Below are 17,217 nucleotides of genomic sequence, written 5' to 3'. Positions count from 1 at the left end.
TCGGTTTATTTGGGAACCAATCGGAAAATTCCTTTGCCCTCAACACTTATGTAGATAAAACCATCGGGTGCTTGGCGTACATTGCGTATGCGTCCCATACCATCCAATAATTTTTCACGGTAGACCACTTTATTGTCCTGTAGTTCCAAGCGTTCCAAATATTGAAATGCCAGTGACCCCACCAATAAATTTCCTTGCCATTTGGGGTATTTATCGGAAGTGACAAATGCCATGCCCGAAGGTGCAATGGATGGTGTCCATTGGTAAAGTGGTTGTTCCATTCCGGGTCTGGAGGTTTCATCGGTAATTTCCGTGCCACTATAATTTATGCCATACGTGATAATGGGCCAACCGTAGTTTTTTCCTTTTTGTACAATGTTGATTTCATCTCCACCTCTAGGACCATGCTCATGCTCCCATAGCTGTCCGGTATTTGGATGAAGGGCAAGCCCTTGCGGGTTTCGGTGGCCATAACTGTAAATGGCTTTTTTGGCGTCCGGCCCATTGACAAACGGATTGTCTACGGGAATACGGCCATCGTCATGTAGGCGATATATTTTGCCTCCATCCCGTGTAATGTCTTGAGGGTTCACATCCCTATTGCCTCGTTCGCCTATGGAGAAGAACAGGTATCCATCATTATCAAATTCTATCCGAGAACCGAAATGTTGTCCGCGAGTGGAGTTGGGGGATGCTTTGTATAGTTTTTCCACATCAACAAGTTGATTATTGGAAAGTCTTGAACGCATAATAGCTGTGTTACCACCTTTTCCGTCTCCTTCCGTAGAGGCATAAGAAAAATAAATCCAACCATTTTTATCATAATCAGGATGTAGCTCAATATCCATCAAACCGCCCTGTCCTCGGTTGTAAACTTTGGGTGGATTTTCTATTGTAGTGGTCTTTCCTGCTTTGTAGAGCAGTAATTTTCCTGATTTTTCAGAAATCAATATTGCGTTGTTGGGCAAGAAAACCATACCCCAAGCGTTCTGTATGTTGTCAACTACGAGTTCCGTAGTAAAATCAAGGGTTTCGGGAGTATTTACGTCCTTATCGGGTGTTTCTGCGCAAGATGTACTAAGCAGTACAACGAAAAAAATGGGAAATAAGAGACTATTTTGCATAATTTTACGTTGAAATAACAGATTTCATGGATAAACGACCATTTTTTAGTGGTCGGGTGTGATTAAGATAAAGAGAATTTTTATAAGAACAGAAAATTACTATTAAGAATATTTAGGTCCCAAATCCAACATATTCTTCTAAACAAGACTTAACCCCTATGCTCCCACAAAAAACAAGGCATTTGCTATATGTCGTGTTGTTGGTGTTCATATCAATCTTCGGTTCTACGGTATTGGCAAAAACTCAAGTTGCCCGGATATTTACCCATATTGTATCCAATAGAACAGAGTCCGATACCCAGAAAGAGATCTCAGATGCAACCTTCAAGGAAGCATCCAACGAAGAAAGTGAACCATTTGCAACAACCGCAATGTTTGCTACCATTATAAATGGAGCGGACGATGAGGTTACTTGCCCCAACGATGGTAGTACCGTTGCAAAGTTTTTCTTGTGCGGCACAAGCGACGTTAGGACAGTGACGTTGAGTCAATCCGGGAGTTCTTACCAGTGGCAACAGCTGGATCCCAATAGTTGTGCTCCAACGGTAGTGGGTGATTGTCCCACCATAAACAATGCCTGTACTTGGAATACGGTTGGTACGAACGCTACTTTTGATTTGTCAACGGCTGGGGAATTCAGGGTGCGTGTAAATTCAGGACAATATTATTATTTTAAGTCTACGCTGAACCCATTGGACCCTCAACTCATCAAAGAGGATATCATTTGTGGCAATCCTGGCAGGGTAGAGGTAACCAATGTTCCTGCTGGATACGAATATAGCTTGAACAGTGCTTCTGGACCTTATCAAGATGATCCTTTCTTTGATATTACCACTTCAGGTGACTACCGTGTTTATGTAAGATTGAAGAATGTTTCCGCAACAGCTTGTGTGTTCCCATCAAACTTGGAAACTGTTGATGATTTGGATATCAATGTGGATGTTACGGCAAATGATATTTTGTGTAGTGGGGAATTGGGAAGTATTGATGTCGCCGTGTCCGGCGTTCCTGGTTTTTATACCTATAGATTGGTAAAGAACGGTGTTACGGTGGATACATTCGGTCCCAACGGAGCGGATAATTACACCTTTGCCAATGTTAGTCCGGGAACCTATAGTATTCGTGTGGAAACAAACGCCTGTTCTGAGACCATTACCACCGATATTGATGGCGATCCTATTGTAATTGGTGGCGGAATAAGCCCCTTGGCCGTTTCGGCAACGGCATCCGATAGTTTTGGTTGTGGGGCTACATCCGTGGATGTCAATGTGGCCACAAGTGGAGGTACCGCACCTTACCGATTTAGCGTGGATGGGGGCTCGTTTGGTCCAACTTACTCCAGTACGTCCACGTTTACGGTTTCAACAGCGGGAACCTACAATATTTTGGTCGAAGATGCCAATGGATGTCAAAGAACCGCTGCCGTGGATGTGGAAAATATTCCACCGCCGCTCTTTAACTTTACCGAGGAGGATGCCAACTGTGGTGGTGCCAATGATGGTAGAATTACAGTAAACGTGACAAATGGGTATGGTTATGAAATACAGTATAGTGTGGATAATGGAGCAACTTTTCAGATAAGTAATACCTTCTCCAATTTGGCACCGGGCAACTACGATGTCGTATTGCGATACGAGCAGGACTCCTTTACCTGTACAACTACCCCACAAGCGGCAACCATAGGCACACCTTCTACCATTACGGCAACGGCCACACCGGATAGTACGCCAACCTGTGGTGATGAAAATGGTGGTCAAATCACAATATCTGGGGTTTCTGGGGGAACGGCACCCTATGAGTATAGTATAGGAGCGGGTTTTGGAAGCAACAATGTATTTGCCAACTTAGGAGTAGGAACCTACACCCCGATGGTTCGTGATGCCAATGGATGTGTGCAAACATTGCCGGATATACCTTTTAATGGCCTCAACAAGCCAACGGATATTGATTTTAGCATATCCAGCTTGGATTGTATTACCACGACTGCTTCTTTGGATTTATCCATAACAGGAGGTTCGGGGACTTACACTTATGAAATTATAGCCCCGGCAGGAAGTGTGGTAAACAATGGAAACAATAGCACGTTCACAGGTTTGGGATTGGGAACCTATACGTTCAGGGTAACCGATGATGAAGGTTGTTCCTATGATGAAAACTACGCTATTACCGATATTAGTTCTATTGGGGTACAGGGACAGCAGACTCGAGTGGTTACCTGCGTAGGCGATTCCGATGGTGAAGGACGATTTTTGGTGGACGGATTCAATTCCACCTACAGTTACAGTATTGACGGTGGACCGGTTTTCACAGGTCAAAATAATAGCATTATTCCATTGACAGGATTGCCTGCTGGAAGCTATGTGATTTCCGTGACCGATGAAGAAACCAATTGTGTCGATACAGCGACCTTGGTCATTGAAGAGCCATCCACTGCATTTGATATTTCGAGTTTGGATGTTACGGCCATGAGTTGCCAAAATGGAAATATAGGAGCCGTTCGTGTTAATACCGTTGGGGGATGGGGTGGTGACCGATATACTCTGACTCAGCCCGATGGTTCCACAAGAGGGCCAAAGAATGGAAGTACGTTCTCTAATTTGGCACAAGAAGGAATGTATATAGTAAGTGTTACCGATGCCAACGGATGTACCGTGACAGATAGCTTTACTTTGACCCGTTTGGATGCCCCGACACTGACTTTGGATAATGCAGCATCAGATTTCTGTTACGACAACTTTACCGCTGCTACGCTTGAAGTGAATGCCACAGGGGGGGTGGCCCCATATCAATACCGAATCAACGGTGGAACTTTGGGCGCCAGTACCACTTTTAGTGGTTTGACACCAGGAACCTATACCATTGAGGTAATAGATGCCAATGATTGTAGGGATACCGTAACAGCAACCATAGAGCCACAGGTAATAGCCAATGCCACAACCATACAAGAACTGGATTGTGCAGGACCTCCCGGTCAAATACAAGTGAATATTAGCAATGGCTACACATCTTCGGGTGATTACGATATCTACGAAGTAAGTGTGAATGGTGCAGCGTATACTTTGGATAACAATAACATTACAGGAAACTCCTTTGTATATAATGTTCCGAATGATGGTTCCATTATTTCGGATACAACCTTCCAGTTCATGATTACGGATGCACGAGGATGTACTACGGAAACCAACACAGTGACCATTTCCCCACCAGAGACCATTGCAGGTAGTGCAGTGGCCACAGACACACAATGCGGAGACGATACAAGTGGTATAGTAGAACTGATTCCGGACACATCGCAAGGAATACCTCCCTATGAATTCAGTAATGATGGCGGAACAACCTTTAGCAGTCAAAATATATTCTCAGGATATGGAGCAGGAACACATACCGGATTCGTAATTCGAGATAGCAGAGGATGTATCAGCCCAGTATATGATGTAACCATAGGTTCTAGTGTGCCTTTGGATGCCACTGCTACACCAACGGATGCCGTTTGTACTGCGGGTTCTGTGAATGGGTCAATTACCTCTACGATAAACAATGGGGTTGCTCCGTTTGATTATGTTTTGGTCGATGAATTTGGTGGTACAGTAGCTTCATCAACAGGAAACGCCACAACAACCTTTGACTTTACTGACGTGCCGCTCGGGAACTACACGGTGGTCGTGACCGATGCACAAGGGTGTGAGGACCGGGATCAGGTGGTTATCGATCAAAATCAATTGGATTTAATTCCCAGTGCCGATCCAGCCTCATGTTCGGATACCTCCTTTCCTTATCAAGTACAGGCAACAGGGGGGACCGCACCTTACGAGTTTAGACTCGTAGGTGACCCAACCTTTCAATTGGGAGCAGGTGCTAATAACGATGTTTTTGATGTAACTGGCATGGTAGTGCCGGGAGTTACTTATTTTGTTGAGGTACGGGACGCTTTGGGCTGTACCTATATTGAAGAAATTGACCCAATAGGCCCAAGTAATCCAGTTACTGTATCCGCAACATCATTGGCAGCTTCGTGTAATGTGGCAGGAAGCGGTTCCATTGACTATGAGGTCTCTGGAATTTCAGCCTCTGGCGATTTTACCGTGACAGTTCAAAATACGGATACAGGTGCAACCGTTTCAACAAATACATATAGTGGGGAAACCATTCCGTACAATGGAACAATCACCGGATTGGCACCTGGAAACTATCAAATCATTGTTAGGGACGACACTAATGGATGTAGTGGAAGTACTTTGGCCTTTATTGATATCAGTTCGGTTTCCATATCCATTGACAATTTTGTGGAAGCGACCTGTAATGTTGGGGCGTTGGTTACCGTAAGAGGTTTCGGAAGCACAGGACCGTACAATTACGCTTATGTGCCCGCCGGTGACCCAGCACCATCAACATTTACATCAGAGACTACTTTTGAAATACTGGGACCATATCCCGATGACTATGATTTTTATGTACAGGATGCCAATGGCTGTACCGCTTTGGCCACATTGACAGTTACCCAAGAAGCAGGAGTTCCCGACCCGGTAATTGACGTTGTGAACCAATGTACCGCGACCAGTGGATATCAAATCAATATAGTTTCTCCGCTCACAACTGGTCCCGAGCCAGAAAATACCTTTGAATATGATCTTGGAAGTGGTTTCCAATCAGGAACGTCATTTGTTGTGCCCAATCCGGGCAGCTACGTGATTATCGTGAGAGACGGCAACGGGTGTACAAATACGGTAACCGCAGAGGTGTTTGATTTCTTTGCGATTTCTGCTGATGCCACCTCATATCCGACCTGTAATGCTGGTGATGGTGTGATTACGGTAAATACTACTGGAGGTAGTGGCAATTTTAGGTATCAGTTAAGGGATGCGACTACATTGACTGATATAGGGCTTCCACAAATCAATGATAATGTTTTCACGGGTATTGACCCTGGGGATTATAATATTTTGGTAACGGATTTGGATTCCAATACAACTCCCTTATGCTCCGATGAGGCCGAGGTGATTGTTTCCACAGTGAATACACCTGTGATTACTGCTACACCAAAAAGCGACATTACTTGTTTCGGGGCCGATGATGGAACCATTGCTGTGGAACTGGACCCTGCAAGTGCCACCGATACTCCCATAAATTATGTGCTGTATCAAGGCTCAACCTCAACCATAGTTGCAGGACCACAAATAACAAACCTTTTTGATGATCTCTCCCAAGGAACGTATCAAGTGGAAGTAGTTTCTGATAGGGGTTGTACCGTTCGCTCTGGGGACATCACTATAAATGAACCCACGCAAGTGCAGATCAATGCAGTGAACACCGAGTTTAGTTGTAATCCATCGAGCAATCAATTCAGTACGGCGACCATTACCATATACACCGATACAAATGGCGATGGAACGGGAGCTGCTACCGGTTCAGGATCTTTTACCTACAGTATGAACGATGGAACACCACAATTTGATGGAACCAACTTTCAAACAAGCAACACCTTCGAGGTGATTGATAACGGAACCAACCAAACCATTGTTCTTACAGCAAGGGATCAAAATGGATGCGAACTGACCGATACTGTTAACATCAACACCCCTACTGATATTACTTTCAGCTACAATGTCAATCCGATTAGCTGTGATGCCTCAGGAAGTGGGGTCAGTGCAGGTTCCATTGATATCATAGTAAATGAGGGTCCCGGGGATTATGAAGTACAGATACTGCCTTTGGGCTCCGAACCTGCCCGTAGCTCTGGTGGAAGCGATAGGGTAACTTGGGATATTGCCACGCCAGGTAACTATATTTTTGCGGTTACCGATGTGGGAAGCGGCGGTTGTACATATTTGACCACTACCGTCAATATGCCAGAGTACAACAATATAGAAGCAGTTATAGCGGAAGTGGAACCCGTTACCTGTTTTAACGGTTCCGATGGTAAGATTAGTTTGGAGATAAACAACTACAACGGTCAATATAATTACGAAGTGTTCACTCGCGATAATACAGGAACAGAGACGACCACTGGCGTAACAGGTACTTTTGATATCAATGCGCCTATCAATACCCCTGAAATCATTGAAAATGTTCCTGCAGGTAACTTAGTGGTCCGTATAGAAGCTTTGGATTCGCCTTATTGCGATACTGCAAGCAATGTGACCACGGTACGATCACCGGATAGGGAGTTGACCGTGGATGCTATGGAAACATCACCTGTTACCTGTAATGTACCTGGATTGGGGGAGATTACAGCATCAGGAGATGGCGGATGGGGAACCTATGAGTATCAATTGGTAGCTTCGGATGGTACTATTTTGGTGGATTACCCGAATACCAATCCAGTATTTGAAAATCTATCAACAGATACCTATACCGTAAATGTGAAGGATTTAAGAGGTTGTGAATCTACAACGGACGTGGATTTGCTTCCACCAATCGATATTACAGCGGATATTCGTATTGTAAGTCCATTGGCTTGTAACAATGACAATGATGCCATAATAGAGGCCTATAATGAAGCGGGAGGACAAGGACCTGGTAACTATCTGTACCAATTGAACAGAATCACGGATGGTACCAATAGTGGATTGCAGACCACCCCGACTTTTGGTAATTTATCCGCAGGAGACTACAGGATTACCATCTTTGATGGCTGGAACTGTAGTGCCCAAACAGATGTGATAACCATTTCAGACCCAGAAATTGTGGTAGCTGAACTGGTTGAGCTACAACCGCCGGGTTGCGGGGATCTAGGTAGAATGGAACTTACCGTTACGAACCCGGAGCCAGGAGTGGATTATTTTTATAGAAGAGCAGGAACCAGTGACGCATTTATACCTTTCGGAGCAGGAATGACCAGTGTTGAAATTGCTGCGGATATTAGCGTGGATGCTGGACCGTTCCAATACGAAGTACAAAACTCCAATGGATGTCCTTATGAAAGATCCAACCAAGTTTCCTTGGATCCTGCTGCACCTTTGGTAATCAATCTTGATTTGACCAATGCTACTATCAACTGTGCGGGGGAAGCCACTGGAATCATCCGTTCCGAAGCTTTTGGAGGAATCGGAAATTACACATATACTTTGGTAAATTCCAATACATTGCCAGTAACGGGAGCATCCATAGTGCGTACGGCGCAAGACTCTGGTATTTTTAGAGAGTTGAACCCAGGTACCTACTATGTTTATGCACAGAGTGGTGGGTGTGAGGTCATGTCCGACCCTATTGAAATTGAGCCTAAAGAGCCATTGGTTTTGGATTATTTGGAAGCCGTACCCGTACTGTGCGCAGGGGATATGAACGGACAGATCATTATTGAGGCGAGTGGAGGAACAGGTCAGATAAGATATTCCATTTCTGACACCCTGAGTGAGTTTTTTGAAGGTGACGACCCTGAAAACCCCAATAGAAAGACGTTTTACGACTTGGCGCCGAGAACCTACGACATTATCATTCAAGATGATTTGGGTTGTACCATAACCAGAACAGTGGAAATCACGCAGCCCATGGAACTGTTGGCAGGAGTTGTGGAAACCACTCCAGAAACCTGTATGGGCGATGGCGATGGAACAATGACCTTGGAAGTGACTGGAGGGACCGCTCCATATTATACCAGCGTCAATTCAGCCGATGATGCCAATTTTGAGCAAAATGACAGCCTCTTCTTCGATAATCTTCAAGGAGGTGAAACCTATGTGGTGTTTGTTCGCGACGCCAATGGTTGTCAGACCAATGTGATTGCTGAAATCGGGATAGGGGTGGATATTATTGCTGAACCCATTGTGGAATATGGTTGTGAAGGTATATTCCCCAATAGTACGGTCACCATTAACATTGAGGATAGTTCCCAACTTTCCGATTTATTGTTCTCCCTGGATGTGGACGATATACAGATGGCCACGAATCAGCGGACCTTCGGAGATTTGCCAGCAGGAGAGCACACCGTTTACATTTATCACGCGAACGGGTGTGTGACCTTTGCGGAGTTTGAAGTGGAAGTATACGAACCCTTGACTTTGGAGGCTACCAAAACTGGTCCGAATGAGGTAACGGCATTAGCCACCGGTGGTTTTGGCGGATATGAATACTTCTTTCAGGGGGATTCTTACGGTGAGGTAAATACGTTCAATATCAATGTGGATTCCAATATCAATATCATGGTCCGTGACCAAAACGGTTGCGAGGCGACTTTGGTCATGCCATTTAATTTTGAGGGAATGCCGGAAATGCCGGATTTCTTTACCCCGGACGGGGACAATCTAAATGATTACTGGTATCCTGAGAACCGCGAGTATTTTCCTTTTATCGATGTGATCATTTATGACCGATACGGAAGAGTTGTGGCACGTTTGGACCAGGTAAAGAAATGGGATGGAACCTACGAAGGCAAACCATTGCCTACTGGGGATTATTGGTATGTAGTGAATGCCAATGACAACGAAAAACAGCAGTTTGTTGGGCACTTCACCCTGTATCGCTAAATCATATTTAGGGAGATTGGCTAGTTGAATATCAGGAGCACTCCCTTTACTGCACCAACCATTTTGGTTAAGTTCAATAAGATGTTGTAACTGATTTAAATCATTGTGAATCAGTTGTTAATGCTCTATATTGTCTTGCTTGTGAATAATGGAGCTCCAGAATACCTTTCGTAAGGTTATTAACGTAAAACATTAGAATCATGAAAAAGTTATTATTGGTTCTTTTTGTGATGGGGTTCGTAGTGCCAATGCAATCCCAGGTCATAAAGACAGAAGAATTATCAGAGGTAATTGTGTATGCCACAAATTACAAGTATCTGAATAGCATTGATACCCAGGAAGAAGCTTCCATACCAGTAGAAATGCTTAGGCGAAAAGTAGCAGCTTTCAATGTCAAGGATTCAGAGTATTATCAAGATGACTACGATGTTTACAACATTAATTTCTATATCCCTGAGGGTAAGATTTTAGCTGCGTATGATAAGGAAGGAAAAATAATCCGTACTGCTGAAAGATTTAAAAACATTAACCTTCCCAACACTGTTAAGACAGCTGTTTTGGACAGATTCCCTGAATGGACCATTACCAAGGATACCTATATCACATATTATTATGATAAAAAAGGTGTCACAAAAAAATACAAATTGAAGTTGGAAAATGGTGACAAGGTATTAAGGGTGAAAGTGGATGAAAACGGCAAATTCCTTTAGGGGATGAATTGTTGATGTTCAATTTATGAACCATAAAATTCATTACAATGTCAGTATTGAAAGTTATTGAAATTTTAGGCAACTCCACAGTGAGTTTTGAAGATGCTATTCAAAATATTATTGATGAGGCGTCAAAATCTGTAAGAAACATTAAATCTGTATATGTACAAGATATGCAGGTTAGTGTTAAGGAAAGCAAAATCTCCGAATATCGTGTCAATGCCAAGGTTACTTTCGGCATTGATGGAGAGTAGGACATTTTTCCAATGAATATGGTCTGCGTACAAAGTTTTGTGGCGGACCATATTTTTGCCCAGCGAATAATGGTTTTTGATCGATAAAGTTGATGTTATGGATTGAAACCTCTACGTGTTGTTTCCAATAGCTCCACGGCCGTCTCATCCGAAATTTCTTTGAAATCATTGTAAAATTGTCCCACTGCACGAAAATTGTATGGAGATTCCAAAAAGATCACTTTATCTATATATTTTGATGCCTCCATGCTTTTAATCGCTCCGATTGGGGCCACGGGAATGGCCACAACAACTTTTTTCGGTTGTTTTTTGTGTACCATTTGAGCCGTGATTTTTATTGTATTTCCAGTGGCCACACCATCATCCACAATGATCACGGTTTTATCCCTTAGATCTAAAGGCGAACTATTTTTATGGTATTGGTCGAACCTTTCCCTCAATTTTTGTCTTATATGTTCGGTTTCCCTAGCGATATAGGATGCATCGATTTGGGGCAAGTTACTCAAAATAATATCGTCCAAACTTACTGCACCAATGGCAAATTCTTTATTATGGGGATGACCTATTTTTTTGGAAAGGGCAACATCCAATGGAGCTTGGAGTGTTTTGGCAACAATGGCGCCCAACGGTAGTCCCCCTCTTGGAATGGCAAGTACTACAACGTTCTCTTTGGCAAACCTTTGCAGTTTACCTGCCAATTGTATTCCGGCATCTGTTCTGTCTTTAAACATGCTCTTTAGCTTTTTTGAACCATGTGTCAAACCAGTCGCCGGCTGATTCTGCAACGGTTTCAAGCTTTCCCGGTTCTTCGAATAAATGGCTCGCTCCGGCAACTATTTCCATTTTCTTGGGGCAGTCGAGCCTATCGTACGCTTTTTGGTTGAGCCAGATTACTTCAGTGTCCAAACCGCCCACAAGTAATAAGGTAGGAGCTTTTACCTGATCAAGTTCATCAAGTGCCAAATCGGGTCTTCCTCCACGGGAAACCACAGCATTTATGGAATTTCCAAAAAAGGCGGCCGCGCGTAGTGCAGAGGCAGCACCTGTACTGGCCCCAAAATATCCCAAGGGCAACTTTGAAATACTGACGGACTGATGGATCCATTGGGTGGTTTGAATAAGCCGTGCAGTGAGTTTATGGATATCGAAACGGTTTTGATAAAGACTATCCTCTTGCTCGGTCAATAAGTCAAAAAGCAGGGTGCCCATTCTCCTGCTTTGAAGAATGTCTGTCACAAAGTTGTTTCTTGGACTAAAACGGCTGCTGCCACTTCCATGCGAAAAAATGACCAGCCCCTTCGGATTTTTGGGAATAGCCAAATTACCCTGTAAAGTGGTTTTTTTTAACGTGATGTTTATTTCCTCAGCCGCCATCTTTCTTTTCGTCTCTTTTTGAAATGTTCCGAATGTATGAAACTAACGATATCACTTTGACCGAACAATGACGGCCATCATTTTGTATGGGTATACTTTATCGGTTGATAGCCTATAATTAGGTAAAAAATAAGTCTGGCCTAAAATAATTTCGCCGTTATTGCGGGGCAAGATTCGGAGCTGGAGCATAAAACCATAAAAGTTTTATGCACTCTATGTTCAAATGTTGTCAAAATTTATATTTTTGCAGTCCCTTTTCGGGATGTGGCGCAGTCTGGTAGCGTACACGCATGGGGTGCGTGTGGTCGCTGGTTCGAATCCAGTCATCCCGACGAACCGCTATATAGGCAGAAACAAAGCACTGTTAATTGTATGATTATCAGTGCTTTTTGTTTTTTATGCATTCATCTGATATCATTTGAAACCATATTTTCGGTGTGCAATAAGGTGTGCACACCCCTGCATGGATTGTTGTAGTTTTAGGTATGAACAATTGAGGGTCAAGGCCGGTCCGACCACTAATATTTGTTCAACTAAAATGATTACAATATGCGGACAGACAACACTTTAGGAATCAATTTTTTTGTCAGGAAAAAGCGCAATGACCCGAACATCTATGATATCTACCTGCGCGTTACGGTAAATAAAGCGCGTGCAGAGGTCAGTTTAAAAAGGTGCATAAAGGTGTGCAATTGGGACAAAAAACGGGGAAAAGCCATCCCAAGGGACCGGACAATGGAGGATATCAATGCTTACCTTGATACCGTATATGGCGAAATCCTTAATGTTCACAGGGAGTTGCACATGGAAAGGAAATTGATAACGGCCAAGTCCATCAAGGCAAGGTACGTCGGGGAGGATGAAATGAACCATACCATTCTGGAGCTTTTTGAATACCACAATAGGAACATGGTCAACGCCCTAAGACCAGGGACCATGAAGAATTACTATTCCACTGAAAAATATTTAAAGAGCTTTATAACGACCAGGCTTAAAACCAATGATGTATTGCTCGGAGAATTGAAGCACAAGTTCATTCTGGACTTTGAAAACTACATCAGGACTTTTAAGCCAAAAAAGAACAGAAAGACATGTTCCAACAATGGCACGATGAAACACTTGGAACGTTTGATGAAAGTTGCAAGGTTAGGTGTCCGTTTGGAGTGGCTGGACAAGGATCCGTTTCGAAACTTCAAGTTACGTTTCGATAAATTCGATAGAAAGTACCTTACCCAAAGAGAAATCGACCTGATTGAAGATACGACCTTTAAAAGTCTAGGAAAGGAGCGGGTAAAGGATGTGTTTCTTTTTGGTTGTTATACAGGACTTACATTTATGGACATCAAGCTATTGACCAAGGACAATATAAGCAGGGGAATTGATGGGAATTATTGGATATACACCAAAAGGATAAAAACCGATGAACCCTTAAAGATACCTATGTTGCCACGGGCAGTTGAAATCATGGAGAAATATAAGAATGCACCACAAGAGGGGATTAGCTTGTTGCCCGTGTACAGCAACCAAAAAACCAATGCTTACTTAAAGGAAATAATCAAGGCCTGTGGTATACATAAGTCCATTTCCTTTCATACCGCCAGGCATACTTTTGCTACTACAGTGACCTTATCCAATGGTGTTCCGATAGAGACGGTTTCCAAAATGCTAGGCCATACCAAATTATCAACTACGCAAATTTATGCCCGGGTATTGGAAAATAAGATAGGGGAGGATATGCAGAGTCTTATTGATCAAATGAAAGGAGTAAAGAGAAACAAAGTAATAGCAGGATAGCAGGATGAAATCTTAATAATAGAACATCTGGGTCGTTAGAAATGGATTTTAAAAACCATTAATAATTTGATTTTGTCTTGGGCTAAGGATAATATAATCTCTGGTTCGATTCCTGGAGGTACCACAAGAAAAAACCGCACACATCTAATATACAAGATGTTGCGGTTTTCTTGGTTTTACAGGGTGTTACCTAGGGTGTTTTTAAATATGGAACCTCCTAATTATTGAACATTTTCCAAAGTCATTCCTTTAAATCTTCCAAATCCTTACTCAGCCTCTTAATTTGTTCTAATGCACCTGAAATTTCCTCATTAATATCTTTGATTTTCCTTTTCAAATCTTCCAAATCGCCCTCTCTTTCAACATTTTTATTTTTGAAATTTGAAATTTCATTTAAAATCATCCTACGTTTATATTTCCGTATTTCAGTCCAGAGATATTTTTTATAACTATCTATGTGTTTTTGATAAAGTCTATCATTTAAGTAAACCCAATTTTTGCTATTGTCAATAAACAACCATTTTTTTAAGTCAGAGAGACTAAATTCAAACTTAGTATAGTTTAAAAACTCCATAAGGCTAATGGACAAAGTTGGAATGTTTGCCGCCCTAATTTTCACCTTTTTATCATCATCTATAGGATTAGAATAATACGGTTCAATAAAAAGTACTTTGTCTCCCAAATGAGCCACCACATCAACAATCATACTCCCATAAGACGTCTTTATAACTCTTTCAATCCCAACTCTATCAATTGTAACTATTTTAACTTCAGTCAAGCTATCCTTTAATCCATCAATAAATTTTCTATGTTGATTTAATGGGATATTTGTATCAAGAAGCCTACTTCGCATTTGCCAAAAACTCCTTAAATGCTCTTCAGGCAAGTCCTTTATTTGAAGCTCAGGAAGCTCAATTTTTGTTATCTGTTTAAATAGCTCTTTAACCACCTTATGTATGTAAGATTCAAAAGTCCCCGAACATTCATGGTCTCCATAATGTTTAAAATGTGGAGTTTGATGATTTATTACTGCCACAAATCTAGAATTACATTCAGGGCAAACTATAAATGCTCTATTGCAATCGGTAATAAGACTTAAATCAACTAATTCCCCACCTAGTGAATCAAATGCTATTGGGTATTTTATCACCCTGTTTTTGGAAGATTTATTAAGCATCAAAGGATAAAGGTTTGCCGTTAAATTATTTAAATTTCTCAGGTTTCAAAAATCTAAATCAATCTATCACGTTTGATAAGGGGGGGTAGGGAGTAAAGTGCATTATATAAAGGGGTGCAGCCTTGGAGGTTTATAAGAAAAGGGAGATGGATAAAATTGCTCTTTTGCAATGTAATGTAGTATGAACAAGAATAATAATCCTAGGTTTAGGCGGGGTGTTTTAAGGCATATTTCGAACCATCATAATAATAAGGAATGCCAAATAAACCATATTTTTATTGATAAAATATTAGTTTATCTAATGAAAATCATCTTTTATCGCCCATTAGTACAGTTGGTTTGTATTTAAGCCGATATTTCCTACATTTAAATACAATTATGAGTTTTCTAGCTTGAATAAACATGATTGATTTAAAGTTAAAGACGCCGAACCAAACAAAAGCTAAAATCCCAATTAGTTGTGTTTAAACATATTATTTAGAATGAACACTACAATATCATTTGATGAATCTGGAAATACTGGACAAGATATGCTTAACGAACAACAGCGAGCATTTGTCCTTGCATCTTTAAATGTTAAGCCTGGTGGAATTGAAAAATTAAACTCAATTTTCGATTCAAATGAAGAAATACACTTTGTAAAACTTAAAAATAGCGACAAAGGCCGTAAACAAATAATCAAATTTATAAACGATGACTTTATAAACGAAAATAATATTATTGTTTCAGTATGTGATAAAGAATATGCCGTTGTTGGACATATAGTAGACCAATTAATTGAAACGCTTTTCTACAATAATCAAATAGATATTTATAAGTATGGTAAAAATATTGCCTTTACCAATAGCATATATATGTTTGGAAATTTTTACTGGGATAAACAATTGTATAAGAATATGCTTGTTTCATTCGTAAGTATGATAAGAATTAAAGACCAAAGGACAATTAATGAGTTCTACAAAAACGCAAAAAAACTTTTAGGTTCAATAAATGACAAAAGCGCTGAATTAATACAATTAGTAGTTGACAGTGAAAAATATATCACTGAAATAATCGAAGGTGTTACCCAATACACTCTTGATGTAACATTATCTTCTTTTTTAGTTCTTTCTAATTATTGGTTCCAAAACTTAAATCAAAAACTAAATATCCTTTTTGATAATTCTAAACAAATAGAATACTATAATGATTATATCCAATTTATGCGAGATTTAAAAATCAGAACACAAGAAATCGGATATGGAAGTAGGAAAATGATTTTTCCAACCCAAATAAAAGACCTGAAACTTGTTGATTCTTCAAAATTTAAATCTATTCAATATGCAGATTTGATTGCAAGCACAATTGCTTTTATGTATAATAATAAAAATCAAAAACAAGAACCATTTGTCAAGGAAATCCAAAATAGTAAGCTTTTAAAGTTATCCAATTTCCATACAATATGGCCATCATCTGATTTAACGCCTGAAGAATTGGATATGACCGATGCAAGTGGGCAAAATGTGCTAGACTTTTTAGCCACTCATCAGATAAATAAAAACAACTTGTAACAATGGTTAAAAGTAATTGCTTGTTATCGCTTACTTCTAAAAATTATCTTGGATTTTTATCAGGTGTTTACTTGTAAAATCAACCTCCGAACCACAAAGCTGCTCATATTAGAGAACATTGTGCTTAATTAGAAAAAATGCTTAAACTATCTGAAATATCACCTTTACCTAACAGTGTAATTGAGTTTTTAACAAAAACTGCGTCTATTGAACAAGTTGATAGAATGATTGTATTTGGCTCTCGGGCATTTTTGGACCACGAAAACTATTCTGATTTGGATTTAGCTATTGACGCACCACTGATAACAAAAAAAGAATGGATTATCTTAAAGGAAATAGCATATTATGAAGTACGGACAGTTTTGCAACTTTCATTGGTTCATTGGAACTCAAACCCTGTAAGGTTACAGGAACATATAGTAAAAACAGGAAAAATTATTTATGTCAAGTAAAAGAAAACTAACTGATAGCTTAAAAAACCTAAGAAAAGCTACAGACAAACTCGAACGTGCTCTTAAAATCCCAGTAGACAGAGAGCTTGTTATGGAAGGAACAGTACAGAGATATGAAATAACTGTTGAATTAGTTTGGAAAACATTACAACGAGCCTTACAATATGAAGGAGTATATCCTAAAACACCACGATGGAAACGCCGGACATAGTATACCACCCTCGCCGGGTTAAAGTGACCATAGCTGGCCGGACGAAAGTGACCCACCCCCGCCGGGCCAAAGTGACCCACCTTTAGATTAGATCTATCTGTAAAAAGTC

At 40.9% G+C, this 17,217-nt stretch carries 11 protein-coding genes and 1 tRNA gene; 8 read left to right on the top strand and 4 right to left on the bottom strand.

Translation table 11 applies throughout. The annotated features are described in order from the left end of the window. Positions 1-5 precede the first annotated feature (5 nt). Positions 6-1,124, bottom strand: a complete 1,119-nt coding sequence (locus PY092_RS06375) for a PQQ-dependent sugar dehydrogenase (protein ID WP_275615017.1) — start codon at positions 1,122-1,124, stop codon at positions 6-8. A gap of 158 nt (positions 1,125-1,282) precedes the next feature. On the opposite strand from PY092_RS06375, the gene PY092_RS06370 reads away from it, so the two are divergent. The 3 genes from PY092_RS06370 (at position 1,283) to PY092_RS06360 (ending at position 10,550) form a co-directional block, all read left to right on the top strand. Next, positions 1,283-9,586, top strand: coding sequence for a T9SS type B sorting domain-containing protein (locus tag PY092_RS06370; RefSeq protein ID WP_275615016.1), 8,304 nt, complete (start codon positions 1,283-1,285; stop codon positions 9,584-9,586). Positions 9,587-9,786: 200 nt separating this feature from the next. Next, positions 9,787-10,296: a nicotinate-nucleotide adenylyltransferase gene (locus PY092_RS06365; protein ID WP_275615015.1), complete on the top strand. Its 510-nt coding sequence runs from the start codon at positions 9,787-9,789 to the stop codon at positions 10,294-10,296. Between the two features lie 47 nt (positions 10,297-10,343). Beyond that, complete coding sequence (locus PY092_RS06360; RefSeq protein WP_275615014.1) at positions 10,344-10,550, top strand: dodecin family protein; 207 nt, start codon at positions 10,344-10,346, stop codon at positions 10,548-10,550. A gap of 95 nt (positions 10,551-10,645) precedes the next feature. On the opposite strand, the gene PY092_RS06355 is transcribed toward PY092_RS06360, so the two are convergent. After that, on the bottom strand, positions 10,646-11,281 hold the full coding sequence (locus tag PY092_RS06355; RefSeq protein WP_275615013.1) for a phosphoribosyltransferase: 636 nt from the start codon (positions 11,279-11,281) through the stop codon (positions 10,646-10,648). After that, the gene (locus tag PY092_RS06350; protein WP_275615012.1) at positions 11,274-11,759 is read right to left on the bottom strand and encodes a dienelactone hydrolase family protein; all 486 of its coding nucleotides are present in this window, start codon (positions 11,757-11,759) and stop codon (positions 11,274-11,276) included. Before PY092_RS06350 ends, PY092_RS06355 begins: the two co-directional genes overlap by 8 nt. A gap of 423 nt (positions 11,760-12,182) precedes the next feature. Here PY092_RS06350 and PY092_RS06345 point away from each other — a divergent pair. Further along, positions 12,183-12,256, top strand: a tRNA-Pro gene (locus tag PY092_RS06345). A 217-nt stretch (positions 12,257-12,473) separates the two neighbouring features. Beyond that, complete coding sequence (locus PY092_RS06340) at positions 12,474-13,718, top strand: site-specific integrase (protein WP_275615011.1); 1,245 nt, start codon at positions 12,474-12,476, stop codon at positions 13,716-13,718. Between the two features lie 241 nt (positions 13,719-13,959). Here PY092_RS06340 and PY092_RS06335 read toward each other — a convergent pair whose 3' ends face one another. After that, positions 13,960-14,898 (bottom strand): hypothetical protein, encoded by a 939-nt coding sequence (locus PY092_RS06335; protein WP_275615010.1) that lies wholly within the window; start codon positions 14,896-14,898, stop codon positions 13,960-13,962. A 479-nt stretch (positions 14,899-15,377) separates the two neighbouring features. On the opposite strand from PY092_RS06335, the gene PY092_RS06330 reads away from it, so the two are divergent. The 3 genes from PY092_RS06330 (at position 15,378) to PY092_RS06320 (ending at position 17,108) form a co-directional block, all read left to right on the top strand. Next, complete coding sequence (locus PY092_RS06330; protein ID WP_275615009.1) at positions 15,378-16,445, top strand: DUF3800 domain-containing protein; 1,068 nt, start codon at positions 15,378-15,380, stop codon at positions 16,443-16,445. Between the two features lie 137 nt (positions 16,446-16,582). Beyond that, a complete protein-coding gene (locus PY092_RS06325; protein WP_275615008.1) occupies positions 16,583-16,897 on the top strand; it encodes a nucleotidyltransferase domain-containing protein in 315 nt (104 codons plus the stop codon). Beyond that, a complete protein-coding gene (locus PY092_RS06320) occupies positions 16,887-17,108 on the top strand; it encodes a nucleotidyltransferase substrate binding protein (RefSeq protein WP_275615007.1) in 222 nt (73 codons plus the stop codon). The genes PY092_RS06325 and PY092_RS06320 overlap by 11 nt, the downstream gene beginning before the upstream one ends. Positions 17,109-17,217: the final 109 nt, after the last annotated feature.

Source organism: Flagellimonas yonaguniensis (assembly GCF_029193885.1).
Taxonomy (GTDB): Bacteria; Bacteroidota; Bacteroidia; order Flavobacteriales; family Flavobacteriaceae; genus Flagellimonas; species Flagellimonas yonaguniensis.
Note: the sequence above shows the minus strand (reverse complement) of the source record. Positions and strands in the feature narration are given on the sequence as shown.

Coding starts and splice junctions, on each gene's coding strand:
- PY092_RS06375 (WP_275615017.1), bottom strand. CDS start 1,124: ATGCAAAATAGTCTCTTATTTCCCATTTTTTTCGTTGTACTGCTTAGT.
- PY092_RS06370 (WP_275615016.1), top strand. CDS start 1,283: ATGCTCCCACAAAAAACAAGGCATTTGCTATATGTCGTGTTGTTGGTG.
- PY092_RS06365 (WP_275615015.1), top strand. CDS start 9,787: ATGAAAAAGTTATTATTGGTTCTTTTTGTGATGGGGTTCGTAGTGCCA.
- PY092_RS06360 (WP_275615014.1), top strand. CDS start 10,344: ATGTCAGTATTGAAAGTTATTGAAATTTTAGGCAACTCCACAGTGAGT.
- PY092_RS06355 (WP_275615013.1), bottom strand. CDS start 11,281: ATGTTTAAAGACAGAACAGATGCCGGAATACAATTGGCAGGTAAACTG.
- PY092_RS06350 (WP_275615012.1), bottom strand. CDS start 11,759: ATGGGCACCCTGCTTTTTGACTTATTGACCGAGCAAGAGGATAGTCTT.
- PY092_RS06340 (WP_275615011.1), top strand. CDS start 12,474: ATGCGGACAGACAACACTTTAGGAATCAATTTTTTTGTCAGGAAAAAG.
- PY092_RS06330 (WP_275615009.1), top strand. CDS start 15,378: ATGAACACTACAATATCATTTGATGAATCTGGAAATACTGGACAAGAT.
- PY092_RS06325 (WP_275615008.1), top strand. CDS start 16,583: ATGCTTAAACTATCTGAAATATCACCTTTACCTAACAGTGTAATTGAG.
- PY092_RS06320 (WP_275615007.1), top strand. CDS start 16,887: ATGTCAAGTAAAAGAAAACTAACTGATAGCTTAAAAAACCTAAGAAAA.